Genomic DNA, 26,212 nt, shown 5'->3' with positions numbered 1-26,212 from the left:
GACTAAGCGCCAGAAGGCTGGCTGGGATAATGGCTATATGATGAAAATCCTGACAGTGGGATTTTCATCTGTATAAATTAGACCCGTTTGCCCTAACCCAGCCACTATTCGCTTGGCTGTAAAACTTAACCACAACGTGTGGAGATGCTTTATATATGTGAAGAATAACCTCTACTTCAAATATATCATAAGGTCCAAACTTGTTGTGCTCCGTAAGCTTGACGAGTTCTTTCTCATTTTCTTTTCCATCGTCCAGAAGGTATCTGGCAATGAGGTTATTTTTTTTATCCTTTAGGATGGAAAATATAACGGATCTCTCTTTCTTACTTGAGTTGGCCTCCAATTCAAAAAAACTCACATCTACACTTGAGTTGATGCCTACATCCATTTTTACGGAAGCTACGCATGGGGAGGAGAATTTTTTTCCTCTCGCAATCGTATGACTCTTTGGTCTGTGCTCGGCAACAAACAGCATGACATTGTCATCTTCCGGCTTCTTGTTATAGTTGTATGTAATGGCGATCGCATCTTTTATTTTCTTTAGGCACTTTCTGTCTCTACAATCATCTACCACTAGATTAGATAGGTGTGTTGAAACTGAATACTCTGCCAAGTCCTTCTCTATGACACCAGTAACTGAAATCGACGTTTCGTCTACATCGTCTTTGTGGATTATATCGCTCATGATAGTCAGTCCTCTATTCGAGTTAGGTCTGTAATTTTTAGGCTACCAACCTGTTTTAGGCAATACATTGCTTCAGCTCACATTCTGTTTTGCTGCCCCTCCCTGATTTTGACTAAAACTGATGGCATGCCGGATATTCTGGGTAAATTTGCTGTCCAAGCCACCTTATATGATAGGTGGGGCGGTTTTGCCTTATGTCAACTTGAACTACATCCTATCAGTACTCGCCGTGAACGTTTTTGACAACTTTTTTTGGTAAAAAGATCTATCAAGGAAAAACATGCAGCCGACGCTCCCAAGCCGGATACAAATTCTTAAAACCGATGAAATTGATGAGCTGTATCACTGCCCGGAATTCAATCAGACAGAACGTGAAGAATATTTTGCCCTGAATGACACACTTCTTGAACACATCCGCGCAATGGAGAAACTCGAAAACCGAATTTATTTCATTCTCTTTATTGGGTATTTCCGGGCTAAGCCAGTTATTCCCAAATTCCATTTGAAGGTCGTCAGGCCGGATGTTCAGTATATTTGCCAGATCTACTATCTATACTGATCCCCGATATATGTTCAATGAATGCATCGCATTCTTTAGTGTTGTGCTTTAATAAATTCGGACACTTTTCGAGCCAAGCAAACGAGCGCTCGACCAGCCACCGTTTGGGTATGACCTTGAAAGTATGGGGTTCGCTACGTTTGGCTATCTCAACAGTCGCTCCCAGTACATCATTCACACAGGTTGCGAATGTAGCTCCTGTATAACCGCCATCCGCCAATACGTTCGTCACGCGGGTAAGCGACTTCTTATGCAGGGTAAAGGCCGTCAATGCTCCTTGTTTGTCCGTCACATTGGCCGTCGTCACCGTAATCGCATGGGCACCCCCCTGACTGTCCACGGCAATGTGGCGTTTGCTACCGGAAACCTTTTTACCGGCATCATAGCCTTTTTCACGGGCTGTATCCGTGTTCTTCACGCTTTGCGCATCAACGATCATGCAGGTCGTGGTGACGTTCCGACCACGGTTGGTACGGGCCTTGCCAACCACATTTTTTTAAAGCCTGCTCCAGCAGGCTTGGTTCGGTTTCCGAGGGCTTTTCTTTCCAAAGTTTGAAGTAGTAATACACCGTACTTTTACAGGGGAAATCACTGGGTAGCATGTCCCATTGGCAGCCGCTCTTAAGCAAGTACAGCAATACACAAAACATCTCATAGACATCGACTTTCCGAGGCTGTGTGCATTTTCTACCGCTGAGCAGCAAGGGGGCGATTTCCTTAAATACTTCTCGACTAATGTCACTAACGTAGGCTTTTCTCATCCCAACAGGATACATGAAAAACAACTGCGTTCAAAAAAGATTCTGAATGATTTCTGACGGGAAAGTACCGCTATTTCGTTATCCATTTCATGAATGCCGATGTTCAAATTCCGCAGATCTTCACTTGTACTTTCTTTGTTAATGCGACAGAAACCCCCACTGCTCAACGGGTCAATTTAGACCCGTTTGTTCTAGACCTCCTCTGGGAAATTTAGAACCAACCTGCAAAAATAACAGAACAACAGTCAAGGGCTTCACAAAAGCCCTTGCCATACTATTTCGTAGCACGTAAAACAATAACGCCTGGTTTTGAATGCATATATTCAATAAAAGATATATCGACAACTTTGTTATTTTTAGACAAAGATGACGCATTACGATACAAAACTTGATTGTCTTTTTTAATAACAATACCTGTATGGGAAACGTCTAATCCACTTATCGGAGAATAAACACCCGCCAAATCGCCATCTTGCATATTATCAATAACTTTTTGGTTTATCGCTTTCCCCGGAATATAAGTTATCATTCGGGGAGTGACCCCTAATCCTTTGATATATTCACCACCATCTGATTTTTGATTTAACAGTTTTTCTATTGTGATGGCATCTGGACTGAGCGTTGAAGTGACATCAATCGCATTTTGCGGGGATACCGCATACCAATCTGTGAAAAAATGCTTGCGATTATAATAGCTGACATTCGAATTTTTATATCGTGTATTGATTAGTGAATTAAGAAAAGAAGATATATCTGATGATTTTGTCAGAGCAACGACATAATCAAGGTATGTAAAACAATCAACAGCATCGACATTAATAACGAGAGCTTCTTGCTGGTCAGGGCTTCCTATTAATGTGTCGGCAAGATAGGGAGTCCCTAAAAATGAAGCAGATACATGATCAATCAATTCCCCCTGATTAAGAGTTGTGTTGGGCTTTATATCACGTTCAATAATATTATTGATTTTTTCTATAGCATTATCACTCATCACGATGGGATAGCCTGGCTGATCATTTGAAGAACACGAAATTAAAGAAAATGCAAGCAGAGCGAGTAGGGGTGATTTCATCATCTATTACCTAACGTTGTTATGAACAACGTTATTGATATTGTAATTTATTTTGAATAGCAACTAAAAAGTCATCAACAACTAATCATACGTGCTGAAAATCATCAATCACGCTCTAGTCAATCCTGAACAGCGATGTTGAATCGAGTTTACAAGGCTGTTCCTGTGAATAAAAAGTGACCTTCCTATTGGGCGGTCAAATCCTGCTTGTCGGTAGAACAACGGGCATAGCCGATTAATATTCCAGTCATCAGTGTGTACGATTAGGAAGAGGAAAGGGATTGTTAGTACTACAGCCGTAATTGCTCTGTAATCAGAGGATTATTCCTGCGAGGGTAATGACATTGTTGTGCAGGATACTGGTGTCGTCGCCGCCAATAGAACCAGAATAAAATCTGGCCTACTGTTTCTCCCGCCTTTTCCATCAGTTTTGACAGCCGCAAAACAAGGGAATGGTATGTATACCAATATAATTTCCCCCTTTTTTATTTTTCCATATGAAAGGTTAAAACCACCGACTTTAGTCGGTCAGCTTTAGCTGCGATACTGTGTTGCACTAGAGGTGCAATATGGATTACAGATATAGCAGCCACACGGTATTCCAGATTGAATATCATTTTGTGTGAGTAACAAAATACAGGTACAAAGTGCTGACAGGTGAAGTCGGTATGCGGGTGCGTGAATTAGTCCGTCAAACATGTGAAGCGTTTGAGATTAGGATAGTAAGTGGTGTAGTGAGCCAAGATCATGTTCACATACTGGTGAGTTGCTCCCCCGACATTAGCGCCTTCAGAGATCATGAGGTGACTGAAGGGAAGGACAGCGAGCAAGTTGTTTGAAGAATTTGCTCATCTGAAGAAGCGCTACTGGGGGCAGCATTTTTGGGGCAGAGGCGATTTTTGTGCCACAGTGGGTCAGTTAACAGAAGAGATGATTAAGGCTTATCTGGAGCATCATTTTGAACCAAACCCAGATGATAACTTCAGGATAGATAATTGACGCATCGTTCAGCCGATGCGTATCCGGACTTTTAGTCCGTTAATTACTAACCCACCTACTTTAGTAGGTGGTTGTTGAGTTTCAAGGGGGCTTTTCAGGTCACATCAATCTTTGCCATCTGAATGTTCTCCAAATAGACATACTACACATGATTCAATAAATTGATATCATGACATTTACAGTGTTGCACTTAAATATGTGAATCCAAGTTTTATAATTATTAGTTTCCTGCTAATTCATGGTGTTTTATTTTAATAATAAATAATTTATTAATAAACTCGATCAAATTAACTTTCTATATTGGAGCTTGTTTTATATGAGTTTAGTAATTATATTCTATAGTTCTTCAATAGTCTGTATACAGTGTTTTAAAATCTTACCTATTAGGGGTTGTACGCCGTAACCCTGTCTTTTTCAAAATCCGTAGAAATGCATGACAGAGTCATTGGGTATTATTTGAATATTCAACATTATCAGTAAATTGGAATCATAACCAGCTATTGCTGCATAAGTGCCCACAGATTTATGCTCTCCTTTTATTTTGCAAATGGAATAAACTCATATCCGTATATGAAGTACATTTAGTTGTTCTTTCTCTATCGTAACTAAATAAAATATCTATAATTTTATGTTTTCACTGAGTTGAACTTACTTATATACTTATATGAATAAAAAATGGATTTATAATTAATTGCATTTAAATGATTTATTTTATTTGTTTTATTTTAGGTCAATGGAGTTAATTATTATCACCATAATTTCCATGAGATTTAAATAATTAAACAAAGAGAGGGTGGCTTTATTTTGCTTTATTAACTTATAAATAAAAATTAAATATTTTAAAAAAAAGTTGATGATGTATATTTATCTTGCTGCTACAAAGTTCTGTATCAACTAATAATCAAAAGGACATAAATATGAGCGAATTACAACGTGAAATAGCTTTAAATAATGCGCAGGTAATAAATTCTTCAGAGAAAAAACAAGAACGTAAAGAGCTTGTTGAAAACCTGATGGATAGCGTTTCTGGTGGCTGGATCAACGTCTTTGCGCGTTGGAATAGAGCCATATAACCTGATATTGTGCAGGGTAATCACCCTGCACAATACTAACTGTGGTGCTCACCATGATTAAAAAGAAAAAAATAAAGCATCTTGAAATAATTCTAAAAGTAAGTGAACGATGCAATATTAATTGTACGTATTGCTATGTTTTCAATTTAGGAAATGAAATATCAATAAATTCAAAACCTATTATTTCTCATAGCACCATTAAAGATCTGAGGGCGTTCTTTGAGCAGGCATCTCAGGAATACGACATTGAAACAATCCAGGTTGATTTTCATGGCGGAGAACCATTAATGATGGGCAAGGAAAAATTTGAAAATGCTTGCAACGAGTTTATTTCAGGGGGTTATAATAAAACAAAATTAAACCTAGCATGCCAAACAAATGCCATTCTTATTGATAATGAATGGATTGATATTTTTTCCAAATATAATGTCAGTGTTGGTATATCTATTGATGGACCTAAACACATAAACGACAAATACCGCCTAGACAGAAAAGGCCGTAGTACCTACGAAGGTACAGTGCGTGGATTGGTGATGTTACAGGAAGCTTGGAATGCGGGGCGACTGATAGATCAACCCGGTATTTTATGTGTAGCCAATCCGTCAGTAAAAGGAGCGGAAATATATCGCCATTTTGTAGATGTTTTGAAATGCAAAAAATTTGACTTCCTTATTCCTGATGAAAGTCATGATACATGCGCAAACCCTGATGGCTTATCAGATTTTTATTGTTCAGTAATTGATGCGTTCTTTTCTGATGCAGATCAGGATGTATATGTACGTTATTTTCTTACACATATGCAATCAATGTTAAGCTCAGAATTTAGCCCAGTAATGGGGTTAAATAAATCAGGGAATGACACTATCGCTCTCACGGTTAGTTCCGAAGGTGATATTTATGTTGACGATACGCTCAGATCGACTAATGCTCCTATATTTACATCGATTGGTAATATTCTAAATTTGACGCTCTCAGAAACCATTGCTTCATGGCAGATGCAAAAGTATATGACCGTGAATAATCAACTACCAACCGCCTGTACTGATTGCATCTGGAAAAAAGTGTGTGGCGGTGGTCGCCATATTCAACGATATTCAAAAGCAGATGATTTCAAACGTGAATCTGTGTTTTGCCCTTCAATAAGAAAAATCATGAGTCGTGCTGCTTCGCATCTGATTGAATCTGGAATATCGGAGGATATCATAATGAAAAATTTGGGGATTAAATCATGATAAAGTGGTTTTCATTGCTAATATTCCTGTTCTCCGGAAGTAGTATGGCGGATCTTCCTACTGACTTTTGGCGGCTTCGATATGACGCACGTGGACTGCCGTTAATAGATATTAAGATTGACAACAGATACCACACGTTAATGTTAGATACTGGTAGTGGGGAAGGTATGCATCTTTATAAACATAATATAGAAAAATTAGTTGCCAATCCAAGTCTAAAAATTACCCAGGAATCACCTCGTAAGCTGATTGATGTTTCCGGTGGTGAAAACAAAGTTTCTGCATGGAAGATTAATCGATTACTCATTTCCAATATCCCTTTTGATAATGTTGAAGTTGTTGGTTTTAAACCATGGGGTTTAACCATAGGAGGCGAACAACCTATTAACGAAGTATTGGGACGTGGAATGTTTCACGATAGGCTAGTTATGATGGACTTTAAAAACGATCGACTACAGATGCTGGAACATCTTCCTGCAGACATTAATAACTGGTTATCCTATCCACTAGAAAAAACAAAGTCAGGATTACGTATTACTGCATACATTGGTAACACACCTTTACATTTGATTGTTGATACTGCCGCTAGCCACTCCATCTTGTTCTCTAATCGCTTGCCAGTCGGCACTCTTTTTTTAGGCTGTCGTGCTGTTGCTCCTGAGTCATCCAATTCAGAATGCAGAGTAACAAAAATAAATTTGATAGACGAAAAAGGCAAGTTTCGTGATGATTTAGTCATTGTATCCAATGGGTTAATTCCTAAGGAACTAGATTTTGATGGCCTGCTAGGCATGCATTTTATGCGATACCACCAAGTCATCATCGATATGCGTAAAAGCATGTTCTATATCAATCGTTAATATGATGAACAAAGAGAACTCTATTTTTCGCCCTGAGGCTCTACAATATAAAAAAAATGCGTGGCTGGGTGATTTTACCGTTTCAGCACCATCAGTGCTGCCGGTTGCCCTGTGGGGCGCCATGGGAGTTTTGTTGGTGATAACTCTCCTTTTATTTACTACCTATGCCAAGAGAGTATCTGTAAACGGTCGAATAATCTATACGCCTGCCGCTGCAGAGGTTGTGTTTAGTCAAGATGGAGTAATTGGCCATATCAAGGTACACCAAGGAGAAAAAGTAAAAAAAGGAGACATAATTGCGACGTTTTCGCGTGATGTAACCTACGCCGGAGGCGGAGTGAATCAGGCATTGCAGGACACCGCTCAGCACCAAATAACCGAATTACAAAAGCGAGAGGCAGAGCGTCGCAAAGAAGGAGACGGGGAACGTCAGCTCTTACGCGAAGAAATCAGTACCAAAGACCTTGAAATTGCAGCTATCCGGGTCGCAGTCGCTGCCGAACAAGAACGTTCTGTCAGCCTGAAAAAACGTATGGCTTTTTATCAGCAGTTGCTCCAAAAAGGCGTCACTACCCTGCAAGAAAAAATCGAACGCGAAAAAGAATATTATAATTCCATTGCTCAACTGAACATGCATCGAATCAGTATAGCGCGTGCACAAGGGGAGCGGCTTCAATTAGTGAACGCGCTTGCTCGGTCAGAAGCACAAGAAAAACAATCTATTACTGGGATACAACAACAGAAAGTCACTCTGCAACAACAGGTGATTAATGCATCTGCGATGATGGAGTCTGGTATTGTAGCGCCACTTGATGGTGTTATAGCATCAATGAATATATTGGAAGGCCAGAGAATTACAGCGGGCAAGATCGCAGCAGTTGTCGTGCCAGAAAACGCTCGTCCACTCATTGAAATGTGGCTTCCTCCGTCTGCGTTGCAAGAAGTAAAAACTGGCCAGCATGTAGTGATGCGGGTTGCATCACTGCCATGGGAAAGGTTTGGCAAAGTATCCGGCACCATTGCGACCGTAAGTACGAGTCCTGAGGGGCTTACGGGAAATAATCAACGATTTCGTGTACTGATAGTGCCAGAGGCTGGTACACGAGTTCTTCCCGCGGGGGTAGAAGTTGAGGCTGATATATTGACCGCACATCGGCGCATCTGGGAGTGGCTTTTTTCACCTGTAAAACAGAGTATTAACCGCATTATAAATGAGAGTTGACAAATGTTTTTTTCCTGGCAAAAACCCCCGCTGATTCTACAGTCAGAAACAAATGAGTGCGGGTTAGCATGTTTGGCGATGATAACCGGCTACTTCGGTAAACGTGTAGATCTCGCATCAGCACGTACTATCCATGAAGCAACTAGTCACGGGATGACAGTACGGGAACTTATAACGGCATTTGAACGGGTGGGAATGATGGCCCGTGCTTCAAGAATAGAGCTTGACGATCTACGCTCGCTCAGCCGCCCGGTCATTCTTCACTGGTCATTCAATCACTTTGTAGTTTTAGTCAAAGTGACACATCGTAATGCCGTTATCCATGATCCTGGCATTGGTCGTCGCAGTATCACATTGCGTGAATTGTCAGACAAATTTACTGGCTTCATAGTGGAAGCCTGGCCTGCGGAGACATTCGACAAAAAACCGATGGAAATGAATGTGTCTGTATCTGACCTTTTCCGCGGAGTCAGGGGGTTGAGGCGTATTCTTTCCGGCGTTCTAGTGCTCTCTATTTTGGTGGAATTACTTTCTATTGCCGTGCCCGCAGCGTCACAATTTACCATTGACACACTCGTTCAGTCCTCGGATCGTGAAGGAATATTTTTTATCGGGATCGTAGTCATTTCTGCGTTACTGATTAAGTCTACGTTTTCTGTGATTCGAGCTTGGATATTGATGAACCTTCGTTATACGCTTGGAGTGAAATGGGCTGAAATGTTCTTTAATCGGCTTAGCCGACTCACTCTACCATTTTTTGAAAAGCGTCACACCGGTGATATAACGTCACGTTTTCAGTCTCTGACTGCCATCCAAGAAGCTTTTACGGCTGATATGGTAGCGTCTATACTTGATGCCATTGTCATCATCATCTCAATGGTCATCATTTTTACTAATTCACCTCTCTTGGCAATGGGTCCGCTAGCTGCAGCCATGGGATATGTCGCCCTGAAAGCGGGTCTATTTTCTATGTACAGAACCCGTAAAATTGAACATATTGCATTTGAAGCGGTTCAGTCGTCCCATTTTCTTGAGACTATTCGAGCTATTAGTGCCATCAAAATGCTGAATCTGGCACCGATTCGTCGGCGGGAGTGGGTAAATCACGTTGTCAACAGCACACACGCAGGAAACCAACTATTCAAACTTGATCTTTTAACCAATACGGCAGCCATGCTTCTTGTTGGTTTTTCGGGTATCTACGTGCTTAGCGTGGGCGCTTTAGGGTTTGATAAGGGGATAACTACTGGCATATTGTTGGCGGTGATGCTTTATACTGACATGGTGATCACTCGTACAGTGAGGCTAGTAAACGCCGTTTCTGACTTTTGTCTGGTATCTATGCACAGTCAACGCCTGACTGATATTGCTGTTTCGCCCGTAGAACGGGATGAAGGAGAAAGATCGCCCGTTCAGTTAAATGGACATATAGTGCTCCGAAACCTATCGTTCCGTCATTCACCAAGCGAACCCAACATCTTTGAAGACATAAATATTGAGGTTATGCCAGGGGAAAGCGTAGCCATTATTGGACCATCTGGATGTGGTAAGTCAACACTGCTTCATGTACTGGCTGGACTGTATGAACCCACTGAGGGTGATATTTTAATTAACGGGATAAGTATATCCAGTATAGGAAAACGAGCTATCAGGGAACATGTCGCTTTTGTCATGCAAGATGACAAGTTATTAGCCGGAACCCTACAGAAAAATATCACTGGGTTCTCAGAGTCACCAGATATGGAACGTATGGCTGAATGTGCCAATTATGCTGCAATTGACGATGAAATTGGCTCATTTCCGCAGGGATATGATTCAATGATTGGAGATATTGGTAGCACTCTTTCAGGAGGACAACGTCAACGCATTTCTATCGCAAGGGCGTTATATCGCCAACCCAGAGTTTTGCTGCTTGATGAGGCAACAAGTGATCTGGATATTGATAACGAACAAAAAATAACGCGTGCTATTAGCCAACTACCAATAACTCGTATTTTCGTTGCTCATCGACCAGAAATGATTAAATCAGCGGATAGAATCTTTAACCTTCAATTGAATGCATGGATGGAGAAAAATTTTTAACATACATGCAGAGAGCAAAAAAATTTTGGGGCATTTATGCAGCAACCGTTTCTGTCCAATAATGCTCCGTTTCGTCACCTAATTTTATGCCCGGATACCCATGCTCAAATTGAGTTTTCAAATCATCATTAAGTACCGCTATGCGTGTCTGAAGTAAGTAATGCGCCCCTTGTTGACTCCATCACATCACTTCAATTCCCGTTGGTGGGCAACCAGTGCCCAGACTGAGGCGGTTTGAAGCCGGCTTCCGACAGCAGGCTCCGGTGGGCCTACCCCCATCTCTTCCTGAGCTTATGCCACAATCTTGCTTATTGCATAGTTCGCTATATCTCTTTCTATCAGCTCATCAGGAATATCAACCTCGCGACCTAATTGAGTGGCAACTACAGCACGGCAAACTGCGATTTTTGGGGTTTCACCACGCATACATGCTAAGCCTGTTCCTGCCTGATATTTTTTGAGATTATTTTCCGAACACTCGTATAATCTAGATGGATATATGTCATATTTTTCAATCAAGTGCCCACATTGCGCCCAATCTGTAGATGGATCAAAATTATACAAGCCGCGATTGGAAACATAATAGTCACTATCAGATAATTTCATCCATTTCCTTCCACTTGGTAGAGTTTTTTCTGTAGCGCCAATTGCAACAGCCACAGCCCAATCCAACGCACGACCAGTAAGTTCTGATGTTTTAATTTTCATATTGTCCTTTCTACTTATTTGGTAGCTAAATGACCTTTCTACTCAAAACATTTTTGAGGCTATTTTTCATATCCCATTCATTTAGAAAAGATATATTCCCATCACGTTGATGATAAACCCCCCACGATTACAAATAATTAATCGTATTTAGATAATAAAAATCTACTGTCTAATTCTAATTAGGTTTAAATTTCATATAATGAATTTAAATTAAAAACCACCTATTTATTAATATGATAGATATAAAAAATAATAGATCGAACTTAACGTCCGGTCTATTATCTTAATTTTTCATACCACACCACATAGTATCTATTAAATAATGATATTCCCCCTAGAACATCATTTCTTACTACTCAACTAAAAATATCAATATCCTTGATTATTTTGAATCATAAACCCTATTATTCCTGTTTATTTTTTTAAGATTTTGCACCCTATCTTTAATAGCCGTTTCTGTTGGCAGTCTCTCTATAGAGCTAGCTCCATAAAATCCGTGACAGTCAGGGCAAGAGTCCAAAACATAGGCAACATCTTTAGGCTCCGAAATAGGCCCACCATGACACAGAATTACTATGTCATCTCGGATAGCTTTAGCCGCCGAAGAGCAGGTGTTGATCAGGGATATACTGGTTTCCAAATCACATGAAGTACAAGCGCCAATATCACCACCAATTGTCAGTCCCAAATGCACAACGATAATATCAGCTCCTGCTTTTGTCATTGCCACTGCATCGTCTGGACCAAAAATATAAGGAGTAGTTAACATCCCTTTTTCATGTGCTAGACGAATAAGCTCGACTTCCAGTCCATAGCCCATATCTGTTTCTTCCAAGTGCTGTCTAAATTTTCCATCAATAAGTCCCACTGTTGGAAAATTTTGAATACCTGAAAAACCCTGAGCTTTAAGCTCATCAAGAAAAAGAGAAATATTACAAAATGGGTCAGTTCCACAAACCCCAGCTAATACAGGAGTTTTTTTAACTACAGGTAATATTTCATTTCCCATTTCTCTAACAATTTGATTAGCATTACCGTATGGCATTAATCCGGCTAATGAGCCTCTACCCGCCATTCTGTAACGCCCTGAATTATAAACAATGATAAGATCTACACCGCCTATCTCCTCACTACGGGCAGAAAGGCCTGTACCTGCTCCTGCTCCGATAATAAGTTCATTACGTTCAATTTTTTGCTTAATTGTTTTAATAATTTGATCATACTGTTTCATTAAAAATTCCCTGGTGTTGTATTACTTCTTCAAGGTGTTGTTTAACAAGAGAACAAAACTGCGGTGAATTAATATGGGAAGGTGTTTTTATAATTTTCCTTTGTTCAGTTTGATTCACCGTTTTTTCTAATCCATCACTGAACGCCCGCGTTGCAGCTGGTAAATAGAAAGGCTTCTCAGGGCAATCCAGAGCAGAAAATCCACCTTCTGGAATAATGAAACGAACTGGCCCATTACATTTGTTGAGCTTATTTCCTATCCAGACGCCAAGCTGATAGTTTTCTTCAGGTGTAGTTCGCATCAACGTTACCTGCGCATTATGCTCAATAAATGTCCGATTTCTGTAACGTTCTGGTATTGTTTCTTTTGAACCAAAATTAATCATATCCAGTGCACCAGCACTACCTACCCATGGAATACTTTTTTCTGCAATGACATCTAAGCGAGTATCAGGACAGCCCAGAACGCCATCAAATAGCAGATCCGCAATTTCTGTTAATGTAATATCTAAGACACCAAGTAACTGACCATCACTAGCTAATTTCTCCATACTTGCTCCACCGTTACCAGTAGCATGAAAAGCCAGACAGTCATATTTGGTATCTAACTCTGCGGTAAGCTGATTAATACATGGTGTAGTAACACCAAACATGGTGAACCCTAAACTCGGTCTGCTTGCTTTGACTAATGGCATCATATAATTAACAGAACCAGCCATCATATTTGCAGCATTAGATAATATTGAGCGAGAAATACTGTTTAATCCACAAAGGTCAGTGACTGTATAGAGCATAGCAATATCACTGGAACCGATATAACCAGCAACATTCCCTGATGCCATCGTTGATACCATTATTTTAGGTAATCCAACAGGTAAGTTCTGCATCGCAGGTGTAATTAATGCTGTTCCACCTGAACCACCTATACCAATTACACCTGCGATATCGTCGATTGAATTGTGTAAAAAATTCGTCAAAGCAATAGACATTGCTGAAATCGCTTTACCTCGTTCACCACAAAAAATTGTGTCAACCCCTTCTGTGTGGTATCCAGCGATCTGGAATGGAGATATATCAACCTTTTCATTTTGTTTATCATCTACTGGCGTTGAGGTAGATACATCTATAATCATTGAATCTACACCAGTACGACATAAACAAGATTTCAACCAAAGAAGTTCTTCCAGTTTTGTGTCTGCTGTTCCAATGATCCCTACAAACCGACTCATATCACTAACTCCGTGGACATGAAAAAATTTTGAAAAGTTGAATGTAAAGCTATGCTAATATTTAGTACCATGCAAGATATTTTTTATCCTTAAGGATATTTTTTATTGTTAATGATATTTTTGGCTTTAATCGATGTTCAACCAACCCTTTTAAGGTATTTGAATGATGTTATTTGATGAAAAAAATCTATCACCAATTCGACGCCGTACTCTTGAGAGGATGACTAACGCCGCTTTGAAGCTATATAGTAAAAAAATGTTTCCATCCCCTAAAGAGATTAGCAATGAGGCAGAGTATGCAAAGATTACATTGCGTAGTTACTTTCAAACCCATAATGAATTTGTGGAATATGTTGTAAAACAAGTTATTGGTTCTTTTGTTGCACCCAAAACAGGCTCTGACGCGGAAGAGAATGTTGAAAAACTGTTCAAATGGGGATATGGGCAAATAGAAGAGCATGAAGCATTGATGAGGGATGCTTTACGTATAGCACAGCTTCGTTGGCAAGAAACCGTATCTACAGAAGAAAATTGCAATCAGCTATCATTTATAAAAAAGAGCAACCGCAAAGAGTCACTTTCACTTGCTCTAGAACCTCTTAAAAACCAGCTTAGTGATGACACTATACATAAAATTGTTATGTTACTTTCAGTGTTATACGGTACAGAGGCTATGGTTGTACTGAAAGATACTTTTAACTTAGAAAACGAGGAAATTATAAATTTAACTACTTGGGCAGCAAAAATGATCATCCGTCAAGCCATCGCTGAAAACTAAAATAATCAATAAAAAATCTTATACGAACGAAAAAACCGGGCAAAAGCCCGGTAATGCTTTAAATTTAAATTAGAAACTAGTGAAACATAGTGAGTGTCATTTGGATTGAAGTCTATATTATTTTTTATTGAACTAAATAACTTCATGTTCTTTTTATATTGAAATAAATCATTCCTTTGAGTTCATTTATTAATGAATTGTTCAAAATTTTTAATGTTATTTATTAATCATAAGAAGAATTTTAATTAAACTTTTCTATTCTGTCGTTAACATTGCAGTTTTCAAACAATGAGCAAGAATTATTCAGATATCCTTAATGACTTCTTTTCTAATTATTATCTGGAGATAAAGACCATGTTAAAACGCAAGTATCTGACTCAGACTGAGATTGAATTATTACTTAATGAATTAAATAAGCATGCTCATGCTGCCCGTAATATCTGTATGATGTTTATGGGATTTATTCACGGTTTCAGAGTATCCGAATTATTGAGTTTGCAAATTTCTGATGTTGATTTGGAAGGAAAAAGTTTACGGGTTCAACGATTGAAAAATGGCTTTTCTACCATTCATCCGATGGTATCGCGTGAAGTTCAATTAATACGTCAGTGGCTGGCTGAACGTTCGAAGTATTTACCGAAGAAATCGGAATTATTGGATGGGCAGCAAATCAGCAATGAGCAACCTGACTGGTTATTTTTGTCCCGGAATGGTCAGCGTATGTCACGTCAGCAGGCCTATAAAATCATCCGACAGACCAGTTTAAAGGCCAAATTGTCGATTTGCGCGAATCCGCACATGTTAAGGCATGCCTGTGGTTATGCACTAGCTGATAATGGCGTGGATACACGCTTGATTCAGGACTATTTAGGGCATCGTAATATTCGCCACACAGTACGCTATACGGCGAGTAATGCAGGTCGGTTTGAGACGATATGGAATGGAAAAGGAAAACGAAAACAGTTGACATTTAGTACCAAACTGTCAACGACATTAATTGAACCTATTTTAAAGTTAGTTCATTTTTTTATTATCAGCAAAAAGCTGCGTAACCAACTGATATTAAATAATTAATAAATTATCTTTTTTGAGTCCATTTCTCTATTGTAGTCCATAATATTTTTTCCTCTCTTCCTATGCATTTTCTCAATTTTATATACCATCCAAATACGAAAGATTAATTATCTTAAATGTTTGTTTAAGCAGGTTTATTTGACTTTTAAATCGTCATTTTCGGGCAAAAAATCCTCAGTTGACAGTTTGGTACTAAATGTCAACTCACGTTGTAAATAACAAATTGTCAATAACAACATGTGGATAGCAACACTGCTCTGGGATGAGTCAATGGCATCAGCGTTTGATAACGCTTGCTGGGGATAATGTTGATTCTAAAGGTTGATAAACATGCAAAAGAAGCAAAACAAACCGTGGACAGATAAGCAACGCCACCGTCTTAAGCGGGTGGCATGGGTGAATATTTTTGCGCAGGTTGCCTTTCCTGTGGCCGGCACTTTGACACCCGCACTGGCGGCAGGGGATGAAATTAAGACGTCCCAATCCTTATCCCATGAGTTGCTGGCAGAAAGTTTGCGGCAGGCCGCTGTGCCTGAAACACCGGCAAACGAGACGGAACGCTGGCTGGCCGGTGCCGCTTCCCGAGCGGCGGGGATGCTGAAAAGCGGCAATCTTGTCGAGAGTACCAAAAACCAGTTGCGCGGCCTGGCGGTCAGTGAAGCGAACCAAACGCTGCAAAACTGGCTGCAACGTTACGGGACGGTGAAATTACAGGCCAATGTGGATGACCGTGGACGGCTGGACGGCAGCCAGTTTGATATGTTGCTGCCGCTGTATGACACCGAAAAACAGCTGGCCTTTACCCAGTTTGGCCTGCGTCATATTGACAGCCGCACCACCGCCAACTTTGGGCTGGGGCAGCGTCATTTCCTCGATACCGGTATGTTCGGCTACAACGCCTTTCTTGACCACGATATTACCCGTGACCACACCCGCGTCGGCGTCGGCGCTGAATACGCCCGTGACTTTATGCGCTTCGGTGCCAATGGCTATTTCCGCGCCAGCGGCTGGAAAGACGGCAAGAAACTGAACGACTACGAAGAGCGCCCGGCCAACGGTTTTGACTTACGGGCGGAGAGCTATGTTCCGTCTTACCCGCAATTGGGCGGTAAGTTAATTTATGAGCAGTATTTCGGGGATGAGGTCGGGTTGCTGAGCGAAGAACGCCGGCAGAAAAATCCGGCCGCCTTTACCCTCGGCGTTAGCTATACCCCTGTCCCTCTGGTAACACTGGGGCTTGACCGCCGGCAGAGTGCTGCCGGCGGCGGGGAAACCCGGTTTAATTTCGGCCTGAATTATGAAATCGGCACGCCGTGGTCAAAACAGGTTGACCCCGATGCGATGGCCTTTAAACGCAGCCTGCAAGGCAGCCGTTATGAGTTGGTTGACCGCAATAACCAAATCGTACTGGAGTACCGCAAGAAAAACCTGATCCGCCTGATGATGGAAAACCGGATTAGCGGACGCGGCGGCGCGGTGATCCCGCTGAATGTCAGTGTCAGCGCCAAACATGGCCTGAAAGAGATTGTCTGGGATACGGCGAATTTACTGGCGGGTGGCGGTAAGCTGGAAAACGTCAGTGCACCGGCGCAGTCAGCTAACTTAGCCGCTGAATCTGTGCGTGGCGGCACGCATTATCTGCTGACCCTGCCGCCGTTCCACGAAAAAGGCAACAACACTTACACCCTGTCCGGTGTCGCCTATGATAATCAGGGCAATGCCTCTGAGCGGGTGGCAACCCAAATACAGGTCATCGCTTCCGCCGTTAACTCTGCCGGCTCCGGCTTTGAACCCACCGACAAATCGATGGTGGCAGACGGTAAAACCCAGACGGTTATCCGCCTGAAACTGACCGACAAGGACGGCAGGCCGGTCACCGGTGCGGCAGGCAGTATCAAACTGACCGATGATAAAACAAAACTGACCGGTGACGGTAAAGATCCGGCGCTGGGGACGGAGGTCAAAGAAGTGCCGGCAGGCAGTGGCATTTATGAGGTCACCGCCACTGCGGGCACTAAGCACGGTAAATGGAAAATCACGCCCACAGTGGATGGTCATGAACTGACACCAACGGTCATCGATTTTGGTGATTCGCTGGCAAACATGATCGACACAGATAAGACCGAATTTAAGCCGGAAAATGGTGCCCTGAACAAGGAGGGTGACAGTACCGAAATCATTCTGAACCTGAAAGACAAGGACGGCAACCCTATTACTGGCGCAGCCGATAAAATCAAACTGGTTGATGACAAAAGCGAACTGTACGGTCAGAACCCCAACCCGTCACTGGGGGCAGTCAGAGAAGACCCGACGGGCAGCGGGATTTATAAAGCCAAAGTGACCGCTGGCAAGAAAAAAGGCATCTGGAAAATCATCCCGACAGTAGACGGCAAGGCGCTGAAACCGGCCACTGTCACCTTTGGTCAGTCGCTGACGGAGATTGTCGATACCCGGGGCTCACAGTTTACACCCGCCACGAACGTCCTCGCCGCTGATAACGAGGACAGCACCATCATGACCCTGCACCTGAAAGATAAAGCCGGCAATCCGATCCCGAACGCCAAAGACAGCATTACCTTTGAAGACAACGGCGATCAACTGACCGGTGACGGCAAAAATAAACCCGTCATTGATAAAGTCTGGGAAGAGCCGGAAAACAGCGGGATTTACAAGGTGAAAGTCAAGGCTGGTGATAAAACTGGTGAATGGAAAATCACCACCAAAATAGAGGGCAAGCCACTGGAAACCCCGACAGAAATTACCTTTGGCGTGTCAAAAGCCGACCTGGTTGATCTGGACAAATCTGAGTTTATTCCGGAAAAAGGCGAACTACCCAATGAAGGGGATACCACGGTTATTAAATTGAACCTGAAAGATATTAATGGGCACCTCATCACCGGGGCAGAAAACAGCATCAGCCTGATCCCGGATAACCACGAGCTGTACGGCAAGGGTGAGACAATGCCCTCCTACGGCAAAGCGAAAGAAGTGCCGCCGGGCAGTGGACGCTATGAAGTTCCGGTCACCGCTGGGGCGAAAAAAGGCAAATGGACGTTGACGCCGGAAGTGTTCGGCAAGCAGATGAAACGTCCTGCCACCATTATTTTTGGGCAATCACTGGCGGATATACTCGATCCCAGCAGCCCCGGCGTTGAGCCGGCAGATGGCAGTAATGCGCTGGCAGCTGATGGCATTTCCACCAAAACCCTGCGGATTACACTGAAAGATAAACAGGGCAAACCGGTCACCGGAGCAAAAGACAGCATCAAGGTCAATGCATCAGGGACATTGCAGGGTGAAGGCAAAGATCCACAAATCGGTGAAGTGAAAGAGGTGTCAGACGGGGTATACGAAGTAGTTGTCACCGCTGGGCAGAAAACCGGCAACTGGACACTGACCACTACTATTGATGGCACGGACAGGCAGCAGGAGATGGTGATTGAGTTTGATGAAAACAAGGCGCCCGGCATCAGCAACCTGCAACTAGAAGGGGTGTTGCATGTCAATGGTATCCTGCATGCCGTCTATCAGTTTGATGCCAAAGAGGGCAATGCCACTGACCGTTCGTTCTATGTCTGGGGCGAGAAAGGCACCACGGCAAAACGGGTCATTGCACTGGCAGATGCCGCAGGAACAAAAGAGCCAATAGAACTGGCACAGAAAAACGGTGAAGGCCGGGTGGCTGCCGGGGCGGAGGATAAGGACAAGGTGAAGTACACCATTGAGCGCAGTGATATTGGTAAGGTACTGGAGGTGTCGGTACTGGCAGCGAACGAGGCCAATCTGCGAGCCAAAGCCCCGTTGACCACCGATGTAAACGATCCGAACGCCAATAAAGGCATTACTGGCGGCAATGGCAAGGGAGGTGTGGCTGATCCGGGTGCCAAACCGGCTATTGATAAAATTGTCCTGAGCGGGGAGCTGGAAATCAATAAACCCTTGACGGCTGAGTATACCTTTAATGGTAACGGCGGAGATGCCACGGATCTCTCCCAGTTTGCCTGGCATGAAAAAGGCACTCCGGCAGCAACTTATCAACCCGTACCGGACGATGGCAAAAATGCCCAGAACAAAACCGGCACCCTAAGCAAACAACTGGAACAGGCCGATGCAGGGAAAACCCTTGCGATTACCGTGAAGCCGGTTAACGGTAACAACGAAGCGGGTGATCCCAAAACGGTGGATATCGGTATGACAGATACCGATATCAACAAAACTACCGCCAAAGGCGCAAAACCGGGCACTATCCTTGATCCGGCGGCAAAACCATCCATTGATAACCTGTTGCTGGAAGGCAAACTGTACCTGAATGAAACCTTAACCGCTAAGTATGAGTTTAATGCCCACAACGGAAATGCCACGGATAATTCCATCTATGTCTGGAAGCGTTTAAGGCCGGAGGATAAAAACGGCGGGCCACGGGAGGAGGTATCAGACCCTGAAGCTAAGGGAACAGTTGATGGAAGAAAAATCCCAAGTGGTGCCATTCCTTCTTATACACTGGGTATAAATGATACCGGCAGACTACTGGAAATCACCATCACACCGAAAAATGGCCTTGGGGAAACCGGAACTGATGCGGTGATCAATACGGGTCAGGATCATACCCTTATCGGAGGAACTGCTGATGGGGCAATTATTGATCCGAACAGGGGGCCTATCATTGAGGGATTAACAATTAACGGGACGCTGGAAATGGGGCAAGCACTGACAGGCTCGTACATCTTTAAGCAGAATGATAAGGATGATGTGGATAATTCCGTGTATCTCTGGGGCATTAAATATCCGGACTCCGATGACCCCACTGCACCGACCTCACCAGAGAAAAGGATCTCCGATTTGGTTGATGATCCTGACCATCACATCAAGACAAGTGGAACCGTACCACCGTATAACCTGAAACTCGAAGACAGCGGCCGGATTATCCAGCTCGCCATGGTGCCCCGCAGTCCGCTTAAGTCGGGTAATAATAAAATGATGCTGGGTGAATCAGTGGCAACGGATACCAAACAGGAAACCCAAAAAGGTAATGTAACCGGGGGCAATCCGGACGGTACTGTGAAAGGGATTGCGGATGACTTCATCATCACGTCAGATACGCCAGAGAAAGATGCTGATGGTTCAATGGCAGTGAAAGTTGAGAAAGATAAGGCCATTATACTTACTATCAATACCATAAAAACAGGAGGCCGATACGTTGGCGGAGTGCCCATTGAAGTGAAACTGGATAAGGCAATGGGACGTGCAAAAAAGGATAAAATTGATGCCACCACGCAACTGAAGATTAACGGAGAAACTTACACCAAGGATAAATCTTACATCGGTCGTACTGATCAGGATGGTAAACTGGTTATTGAAGTCACTGATCAGAGCAGTATCGGGTTAAAAACCCCCATAGTTATTACCGCGAATGATAAGTTCAATGCTAAGGAAAAGATACAGGATGTTATTTTTACCGTGATTACCAGTCCTGATACACACCTAGCTAATTATTGGGGGCATATGGTTAACGAAACACCTGTAGGTGGAATCATATTTAAAAAGCCCAAATTATCTGTTGAATGGAAAGCAGATGGAACAGAGGAAATAGTTGGAGAAAGTTGGACGATAGCAAAATGGCCTACAGCTAATTCCTATTGTTCATTGCCTACAGCAGATGAGTTAGTAAGTCTATATAACGCTCAGCAAGGGAAAAAGATAGATATTAGTTTGGGTTGGCCTATTGTAAATAATCTTCGATATAAATCTGCTACTCCTTATCCGGTAGGCCATGCGAATGTAAATGATCACATGTCCGTAGACCTATCAAATGGCAGCAAATCTGATAACAGTAGAGATAATATTGCGGGGAGAATTATTTGTAAATAGACTATTTCCGTTTATTGTTAATCTGAAAAAGACTGCCTCATACGAGGCGGTCTTTTCTATTATCAGTGATACTGTGCATCAGCTATAAACAAACATTCATGTTCCCGTTTTTTGGGAGGACTATATATCTCTATTTAAGTGATATGGTCAATTTTTTATTGTAAAACAGGAAACAAAATGAAGAAACACAGAAAGATTTTAATAAGGAAAGGACATGGTAGATTTCAGATTCAAGGGAAATACAAAGGCCACCTATATATTGTTGGATTTAAACGAGGAAAAATAGACCAGTTTTATCCGAAGTTAGAATGAGGTAAAAATGATATATACAAACATAAGTATAAATTCATATATTAAAATTGGAGATGAATTCATTGACATTTTTCAATATGAAGGGTATGTCAAAAACAGTGATTATATTGAAGGTGCGTTGGAATTAACCATCAATGGTAAGCCTCTTATTACTAAAGCAATGTGGGATGACATAAATTGGCTTTGGGGGTTTTTTGCTGAAGGATTACTATTGGTCTATGAAAATAAGGAATTTTCATGCTATTTTCCTGATCAGCCAATAGAAGTAAAATTCATTCCATTGAAAGGGCATAGAAGAGTGTGCATAAGTGTCAATTGTCACTCTGAGGTCAAAACCTCTACCGAGAAAAATGAATTTTTAATTGCGATGCGGGATCATGCAATCCAGTTCTTTGAAAGATTAGAATATTTAAAATCTGCAACAATGGGAGATCGTGTACAGGCGATGCAATATTTAGGAAAAATAAAATTATAATAGAAATAATATTAATTAGTTTTAATCTGGTCATCATCCACTTTATTTATCTATTTCAACGTGAGCGACGGTTCTGTGAGTTCGTTATAAGGTATTATTCAGCGTAACTGCATGGTCGCTCTGGTTTTACCAATCATAAAAAACTAACCATTTTGGGAAAACCAGATACCTCTCTGGTTTCCCCCGAAATATGATGACTACCTATCCCAATAAACTCTTAATCTTTTTACCACGATTAAGAGCGAACATATTTCATAATGCATTCAAGTTTTTCGCAGGTTTCCTGCCATTCTCGTTCTGGTTTTGAATCTCTGATCAGCCCCGCACCAGCCTGGAGCCAACTGCGTCCTTTATGTTGATAGAAAGAACGTAATACCAGCGCAGCATCCAGTTTGCCTGTGCTGTCCAGCAGCATGACACAGCCACTGTAAAGCCTGCGTGGTTCACCTTCATAACGAGAAATGGCTTCCAAAGAAGGTTTTTTCGGTATCCCTGACGCGGTGACTGCCGGGAATAGGGCAATGAAAGCATCCCAGCGATTTTTATCTGTTTGCAGCAATCCTTTTACGCGTGATGCCAAATGCTGTACCGAGCCACGTTCACGAACAGCCATAAATTCCGTTACACAAAGTGTTTCTGCTTGACAAATCGGAGCCAGTTCTTCTAATGCGAGTTTGGCAGATACTGCGTGTTCAGCGATTTCTTTCGGATCCGAAAGTAAATCAGCTTTCAGCCGTTGATCCTGCTCCTTATTATGTGTCAATGCCCTGGTGCCTGCCAGTGGTTGGCTATTGACCCAACCAGAATCATCGGCCTCAACCACGGTTTCTGGGCTGAAACCGTAAGCAGAAAATTCTTCATCCCGTAGGAAGAAAGAGCGGGCAGGTGTGTTAGCCTGACGGCCCAGCCAGTAACTGTGTGTTATATCAACATTTGAACCAAGCTCAACTTTGCGTGACAGGATCACTTTTTGGTAGTGACCTGCGGCAATGTCCTTAACCGCATTCGCTACATTATCCTGATAATGTTTCGCCGCGTCTGCCGTGTTGATAATTTCCAGCGCTTTTGTATATGGGAAAACTGGTGTGCCTGCTTGATCAGCCAGCCTGACTTTCTCACTCAATATGGTGATCTGGTTTTCTTCAAGCGTCCGTATCAGAACCTGTCCTTGAGTAATGCGTAATTCATGCTGTGGAACAGTGATTTTTATTAATGCTTCATTTTGCTGTTTTAATGATGGATCTAAGGGTATCCCGTATGTCATATGGGAAAATTCAAATAATGTTCTGCCATAAGCACGCCAGTCTTTGATAGGAAGGGCGTTGAGCGCCAGCTCCAGTTTTTGGCTTAATGTACTGATATCATATGGGTGATGATTGCCTTTTGAATCAATTAGTTGCCCTGATGCATCTACACTGATGGTGGCTGCGCAGCCTATTCCCAATGACCATTCCTCTTTGATTTCATAGAGTGTACAAGGTTGTGCATTATTATCTCCAAGCAAGTGGGTGACCAGATCTAATGGAGTACTGGTAATAGCGATAGTGTGTTCATGATATTGCTGCATTGGACTTCCATGTTCTGCTTGTGCCATCTGTACTAATTGGCGTTTGTCGATTTTTCCTACGGTGGTTAATGGCCAATACGCCACAAACAACCATTGATCAGGGATTTTATGGCGCTGAACGCCTTTCTGATGCAAAAATGCCTGCATCTGAGTAGGTTCTGGTTGATTGCCATTCTTTGGTATGCAAGCGCAAATTCGTTCACCCAATAGTTCATCAGGAACCGCGATGACAACGGCATCATCAATATCTGGATGTTGCAGCAGCAATGTTTCAACTTCTTGCGTCGAGATTTTCTCGCCACTGCGGTTGATTTGCTCTTTGATTCGTCCCTCAACGATCAGATTACCATCTGGTCTTATGCGAACCAGATCGCCGGTGCGGTAGAATCCATCAGTAGTGAAAGCGACAGTATTATGTTGCTCTGCACGGTAATACCCCGTAATAGTGTAGGGGCCTCGTGTAATCAGTTCGCCTACTTCACCGGGCGCAACAGGTTGCAGATTGGCATCAACAATTTTGATCTCATCTTCTTCTGATAATGGACGACCTTGGGTATTAATAATGACTTCATAGGGATCGTTCAGTCGGGTATAGCAAAGCAAGCCTTCCGCTGTACCAAATACCTGCTGCAAAGGCCCAAGGCGTGCCATAACCTGTTCTGCCAGTTCCGGTGTGAGCCGGCCACCACCGACTTGTAAGCAACGCAAGGATGAGAGGTCGCTCTGTTCCCAGTCACGAGCCTGCTCCCAGAGTCGGGCAAGCGCCGGTACTAGCGCAATATGTGTTACTTTGTGCTGTTCGATTAATGGCATGGCTTCATCACAACTGGCGCTGTCACTCAGGAGTACACATCCGCCCTGAGAAAGTGTACCCAGAATGCCGGGGCTGCCTAAGGTGAAGTTATGCGCAACAGGCAATACGGCTAAATAAACGCTTTCGGTATTTATTGAACACAGACGGGCAGAGAGCACAAAATCATAGGCATAGGCATCGTGAGTACGCGGAATTAATTTCGGTGTCCCTGTCGTTCCGCCTGACAGCAGAAGTACGGCAATATCGCCGTAACATGGACCGGAAACATTGAGTGGTTCACCATCAATGGAGGACAATGCGGTAAATTCCTCTGCTTCCCCATCAACAATGACATGCTGCATATCAGGGCAAGATGCCGCAACTTCCCGCGCCATTTCCCGATAATCAAAACCGTGGATGCAATCCGGAATAATGTACGCCACTGGGTGAGCAATCTGACAAAGTGCATGAACATCATGTGCCCGTTGTGTCGGCATTAATAACACGGGGTGAGCACCCAATCTAAACAGAGCAAAACAGGTGACAACAAAGGAGATGCGGTTAGGCAGTTGCACCATGACGTTGTCGCCACGACGTATTCCGTGCTGGAATAATCCACTTGCCAGCCTTTCCGCAGCTTGATGGAGTTCACGGTAAGTCAGCCGTTGTTCTTGATCGAATTGTTCTTGGTAAATCAGCGCGGTTTTATCACCCCAGAGACTCGACCATCCGGCAAGCTGTTGGTCTATGGTTTCGCCATTCCAAAGATAGTCTGGCGTCATAGTAAGATTTTTTTCTGGGATTGAATAAGGTGCCATTATGCGAACTCCTTGTGGATAAACATATTGCATAAATTGGGTAACATGACGAATAAAACTCTGCGGTTTTTGCGTGATATAAAAATGGTTGCCGGCAATCTCTTGGCAACAATACGAAAGGTTTTGTTTGTCACCGGCAAGCCAGTGATGCCACTGCTGAACTTCCTGAGCGGAAGCCTCTTTGTCTTCGTTGCCATAAAGCAACAGGGTTGGTGTTTGCAGTTTGACTAAATCAGATTGAATAACATGGTGATAATGCTCCGTAGCCCAAAAATCGGCACGGAGCATGGGTAAGAACAGCGACAACAAATCAGGATCTTCCCGTAAAATCGGGCTGCAACCGCCGATATCAATCAGTTGTTCAATGAATTCATGATCAGGTAACCCACTCAATTGACGGCAGGATTGAAGATGGGGTGCATGACACCCCGAAAGTACCAGTGCCTTAGGAGAGCAGTCATGCTGTTCAAGACGCTGGCACGTTTCAAAAGCGACCTGAGCCCCCATACTGTGGCCAACCAGTATCAGGTTCTCTCTCTGTGCGGGTGTGAGTGATATAAGCAAATCAGCAAGTGATTGCGCTAATGGCGCAATTTCGGTGACTGCACGTTCATTCATGCGGTTGTCACGTCCGGGATAAATCACCAGTGAAACGGCTATGCCTGGATTTTTCAGAGTAGACCATTGGCGGAATGCGCTGCTGCTGCCCCCGGCAAAGGGGCAGATTAACAGGGTATATTTTGGTTCGCTACTGGGTGTCAGACACGGGCGAATCATCGGATGTACAGGGAGTGCCCATTTCATCAGTATTCTTC

At 42.8% G+C, this 26,212-nt stretch carries 17 protein-coding genes and 3 pseudogenes; 12 read left to right on the top strand and 8 right to left on the bottom strand.

Annotated elements, in window-relative coordinates; translation table 11 throughout:
• Window positions 1-64: 64 nt before the first annotated feature.
• Entirely contained in the window at window positions 65-685 is a 621-nt protein-coding gene (locus BM135_RS08945; protein WP_092519413.1) for a hypothetical protein, read from the bottom strand.
• A 280-nt stretch (window positions 686-965) separates the two neighbouring features.
• Here BM135_RS08945 and BM135_RS08940 point away from each other — a divergent pair, with 280 nt between their 5' ends.
• Window positions 966-1,244: a DUF4158 domain-containing protein gene (locus BM135_RS08940; protein WP_092519412.1), complete on the top strand. Its 279-nt coding sequence runs from the start codon at window positions 966-968 to the stop codon at window positions 1,242-1,244.
• Here BM135_RS08940 and BM135_RS08935 read toward each other — a convergent pair.
• Window positions 1,198-2,005 (bottom strand): IS5 family transposase gene (locus BM135_RS08935; RefSeq protein ID WP_422646157.1). Its coding sequence is split into 2 segments (ribosomal slippage): window positions 1,198-1,740 and window positions 1,742-2,005, totalling 807 coding nucleotides; the frame shifts between segments, so codons are not numbered across the junction. The genes BM135_RS08940 and BM135_RS08935 overlap by 47 nt on opposite strands.
• Before the next feature lie 274 nt (window positions 2,006-2,279).
• Window positions 2,280-3,080, bottom strand: coding sequence for a DUF1460 domain-containing protein (locus BM135_RS08930; RefSeq protein WP_092519410.1), 801 nt, complete (start codon window positions 3,078-3,080; stop codon window positions 2,280-2,282).
• A gap of 566 nt (window positions 3,081-3,646) precedes the next feature.
• On the opposite strand from BM135_RS08930, the pseudogene tnpA reads away from it, so the two are divergent.
• The 7 genes and pseudogenes from tnpA to BM135_RS08895 all read left to right on the top strand — a co-directional run bounded on the left by tnpA (window position 3,647) and on the right by BM135_RS08895 (window position 10,545).
• A pseudogene (tnpA, locus tag BM135_RS08925) lies at window positions 3,647-4,076 on the top strand (IS200/IS605 family transposase).
• Window positions 4,077-4,478: 402 nt separating this feature from the next.
• A pseudogene (locus BM135_RS08920) lies at window positions 4,479-4,556 on the top strand (IS1 family transposase); the annotation flags it as partial.
• 437 nt (window positions 4,557-4,993) lie between these two features.
• The gene (xyeA, locus tag BM135_RS08915) at window positions 4,994-5,149 is read left to right on the top strand and encodes a XyeA family cyclophane-containing RiPP triceptide (RefSeq protein ID WP_092519408.1); all 156 of its coding nucleotides are present in this window, start codon (window positions 4,994-4,996) and stop codon (window positions 5,147-5,149) included.
• Between the two features lie 53 nt (window positions 5,150-5,202).
• The gene (xyeB, locus tag BM135_RS08910; protein WP_092519407.1) at window positions 5,203-6,381 is read left to right on the top strand and encodes a cyclophane-forming radical SAM/SPASM peptide maturase XyeB; all 1,179 of its coding nucleotides are present in this window, start codon (window positions 5,203-5,205) and stop codon (window positions 6,379-6,381) included.
• Between the two features lie 44 nt (window positions 6,382-6,425).
• Window positions 6,426-7,241 (top strand): hypothetical protein, encoded by an 816-nt coding sequence (locus tag BM135_RS08905; protein ID WP_245737348.1) that lies wholly within the window; start codon window positions 6,426-6,428, stop codon window positions 7,239-7,241.
• A gap of 1 nt (window position 7,242) precedes the next feature.
• Window positions 7,243-8,463: an HlyD family secretion protein gene (locus BM135_RS08900; RefSeq protein ID WP_092519405.1), complete on the top strand. Its 1,221-nt coding sequence runs from the start codon at window positions 7,243-7,245 to the stop codon at window positions 8,461-8,463.
• A gap of 3 nt (window positions 8,464-8,466) precedes the next feature.
• Window positions 8,467-10,545, top strand: coding sequence for a peptidase domain-containing ABC transporter (locus BM135_RS08895; protein ID WP_092519404.1), 2,079 nt, complete (start codon window positions 8,467-8,469; stop codon window positions 10,543-10,545).
• 34 nt (window positions 10,546-10,579) lie between these two features.
• On the opposite strand, the pseudogene BM135_RS17415 reads toward BM135_RS08895, so the two are convergent.
• From BM135_RS17415 to BM135_RS08880, 4 genes and pseudogenes are all read right to left on the bottom strand, one after another.
• Window positions 10,580-10,726: pseudogene (locus BM135_RS17415) on the bottom strand (ISKra4 family transposase); the annotation flags it as partial.
• Window positions 10,727-10,836: 110 nt separating this feature from the next.
• Window positions 10,837-11,253 carry a phage protein NinX family protein gene (locus tag BM135_RS08890; RefSeq protein ID WP_092519403.1) on the bottom strand — a complete coding sequence of 139 codons (417 nt, stop codon included), beginning with the start codon at window positions 11,251-11,253 and terminating at the stop codon, window positions 10,837-10,839.
• 382 nt (window positions 11,254-11,635) lie between these two features.
• Window positions 11,636-12,484 (bottom strand): phosphoenolpyruvate hydrolase family protein, encoded by an 849-nt coding sequence (locus BM135_RS08885; protein WP_092519402.1) that lies wholly within the window; start codon window positions 12,482-12,484, stop codon window positions 11,636-11,638.
• Window positions 12,471-13,712: a Tm-1-like ATP-binding domain-containing protein gene (locus BM135_RS08880; RefSeq protein ID WP_092519401.1), complete on the bottom strand. Its 1,242-nt coding sequence runs from the start codon at window positions 13,710-13,712 to the stop codon at window positions 12,471-12,473. The genes BM135_RS08885 and BM135_RS08880 overlap by 14 nt, the downstream gene beginning before the upstream one ends.
• 163 nt (window positions 13,713-13,875) lie before the next feature.
• Here BM135_RS08880 and BM135_RS08875 point away from each other — a divergent pair, with 163 nt between their 5' ends.
• The 4 genes from BM135_RS08875 to BM135_RS08860 all read left to right on the top strand — a co-directional run bounded on the left by BM135_RS08875 (window position 13,876) and on the right by BM135_RS08860 (window position 22,219).
• Window positions 13,876-14,490, top strand: coding sequence for a hypothetical protein (locus BM135_RS08875; protein ID WP_092519400.1), 615 nt, complete (start codon window positions 13,876-13,878; stop codon window positions 14,488-14,490).
• A gap of 354 nt (window positions 14,491-14,844) precedes the next feature.
• On the top strand, window positions 14,845-15,564 hold the full coding sequence (locus tag BM135_RS08870; protein WP_092519399.1) for a tyrosine-type DNA invertase: 720 nt from the start codon (window positions 14,845-14,847) through the stop codon (window positions 15,562-15,564).
• A gap of 330 nt (window positions 15,565-15,894) precedes the next feature.
• Window positions 15,895-21,432 carry an inverse autotransporter beta domain-containing protein gene (locus BM135_RS08865; RefSeq protein WP_092519398.1) on the top strand — a complete coding sequence of 1,846 codons (5,538 nt, stop codon included), beginning with the start codon at window positions 15,895-15,897 and terminating at the stop codon, window positions 21,430-21,432.
• A 319-nt stretch (window positions 21,433-21,751) separates the two neighbouring features.
• The gene (locus BM135_RS08860) at window positions 21,752-22,219 is read left to right on the top strand and encodes a hypothetical protein (protein WP_092519397.1); all 468 of its coding nucleotides are present in this window, start codon (window positions 21,752-21,754) and stop codon (window positions 22,217-22,219) included.
• 235 nt (window positions 22,220-22,454) lie between these two features.
• Here BM135_RS08860 and BM135_RS17690 read toward each other — a convergent pair whose 3' ends face one another.
• Complete coding sequence (locus tag BM135_RS17690) at window positions 22,455-26,201, bottom strand: salicylate synthase (protein ID WP_092519396.1); 3,747 nt, start codon at window positions 26,199-26,201, stop codon at window positions 22,455-22,457.
• Window positions 26,202-26,212 lie beyond the last annotated feature (11 nt).

This window comes from Xenorhabdus japonica, assembly GCF_900115195.1.
In the GTDB taxonomy this organism is placed as follows: Bacteria; Pseudomonadota; Gammaproteobacteria; order Enterobacterales; family Enterobacteriaceae; genus Xenorhabdus; species Xenorhabdus japonica.
This window is presented reverse-complemented; position numbering and strand designations above follow the sequence as displayed.

Excerpts from the sequence above, each read along its gene's own strand:
- BM135_RS08880 (WP_092519401.1), bottom strand. The coding sequence starts at position 13,712 with ATGAGTCGGTTTGTAGGGATCATTGGAACAGCAGACACAAAACTGGAA.
- BM135_RS08890 (WP_092519403.1), bottom strand. The coding sequence starts at position 11,253 with ATGAAAATTAAAACATCAGAACTTACTGGTCGTGCGTTGGATTGGGCT.
- BM135_RS08865 (WP_092519398.1), top strand. The coding sequence starts at position 15,895 with ATGCAAAAGAAGCAAAACAAACCGTGGACAGATAAGCAACGCCACCGT.
- BM135_RS08930 (WP_092519410.1), bottom strand. The coding sequence starts at position 3,080 with ATGATGAAATCACCCCTACTCGCTCTGCTTGCATTTTCTTTAATTTCG.
- BM135_RS17690 (WP_092519396.1), bottom strand. The coding sequence starts at position 26,201 with ATGAAATGGGCACTCCCTGTACATCCGATGATTCGCCCGTGTCTGACA.
- BM135_RS08885 (WP_092519402.1), bottom strand. The coding sequence starts at position 12,484 with ATGAAACAGTATGATCAAATTATTAAAACAATTAAGCAAAAAATTGAA.
- BM135_RS08860 (WP_092519397.1), top strand. The coding sequence starts at position 21,752 with ATGATATATACAAACATAAGTATAAATTCATATATTAAAATTGGAGAT.
- xyeA (WP_092519408.1), top strand. The coding sequence starts at position 4,994 with ATGAGCGAATTACAACGTGAAATAGCTTTAAATAATGCGCAGGTAATA.
- BM135_RS08905 (WP_245737348.1), top strand. The coding sequence starts at position 6,426 with ATGGCGGATCTTCCTACTGACTTTTGGCGGCTTCGATATGACGCACGT.
- BM135_RS08870 (WP_092519399.1), top strand. The coding sequence starts at position 14,845 with ATGTTAAAACGCAAGTATCTGACTCAGACTGAGATTGAATTATTACTT.
- BM135_RS08945 (WP_092519413.1), bottom strand. The coding sequence starts at position 685 with ATGAGCGATATAATCCACAAAGACGATGTAGACGAAACGTCGATTTCA.
- xyeB (WP_092519407.1), top strand. The coding sequence starts at position 5,203 with ATGATTAAAAAGAAAAAAATAAAGCATCTTGAAATAATTCTAAAAGTA.
- BM135_RS08940 (WP_092519412.1), top strand. The coding sequence starts at position 966 with ATGCAGCCGACGCTCCCAAGCCGGATACAAATTCTTAAAACCGATGAA.
- BM135_RS08895 (WP_092519404.1), top strand. The coding sequence starts at position 8,467 with ATGTTTTTTTCCTGGCAAAAACCCCCGCTGATTCTACAGTCAGAAACA.
- BM135_RS08900 (WP_092519405.1), top strand. The coding sequence starts at position 7,243 with ATGATGAACAAAGAGAACTCTATTTTTCGCCCTGAGGCTCTACAATAT.
- BM135_RS08875 (WP_092519400.1), top strand. The coding sequence starts at position 13,876 with ATGATGTTATTTGATGAAAAAAATCTATCACCAATTCGACGCCGTACT.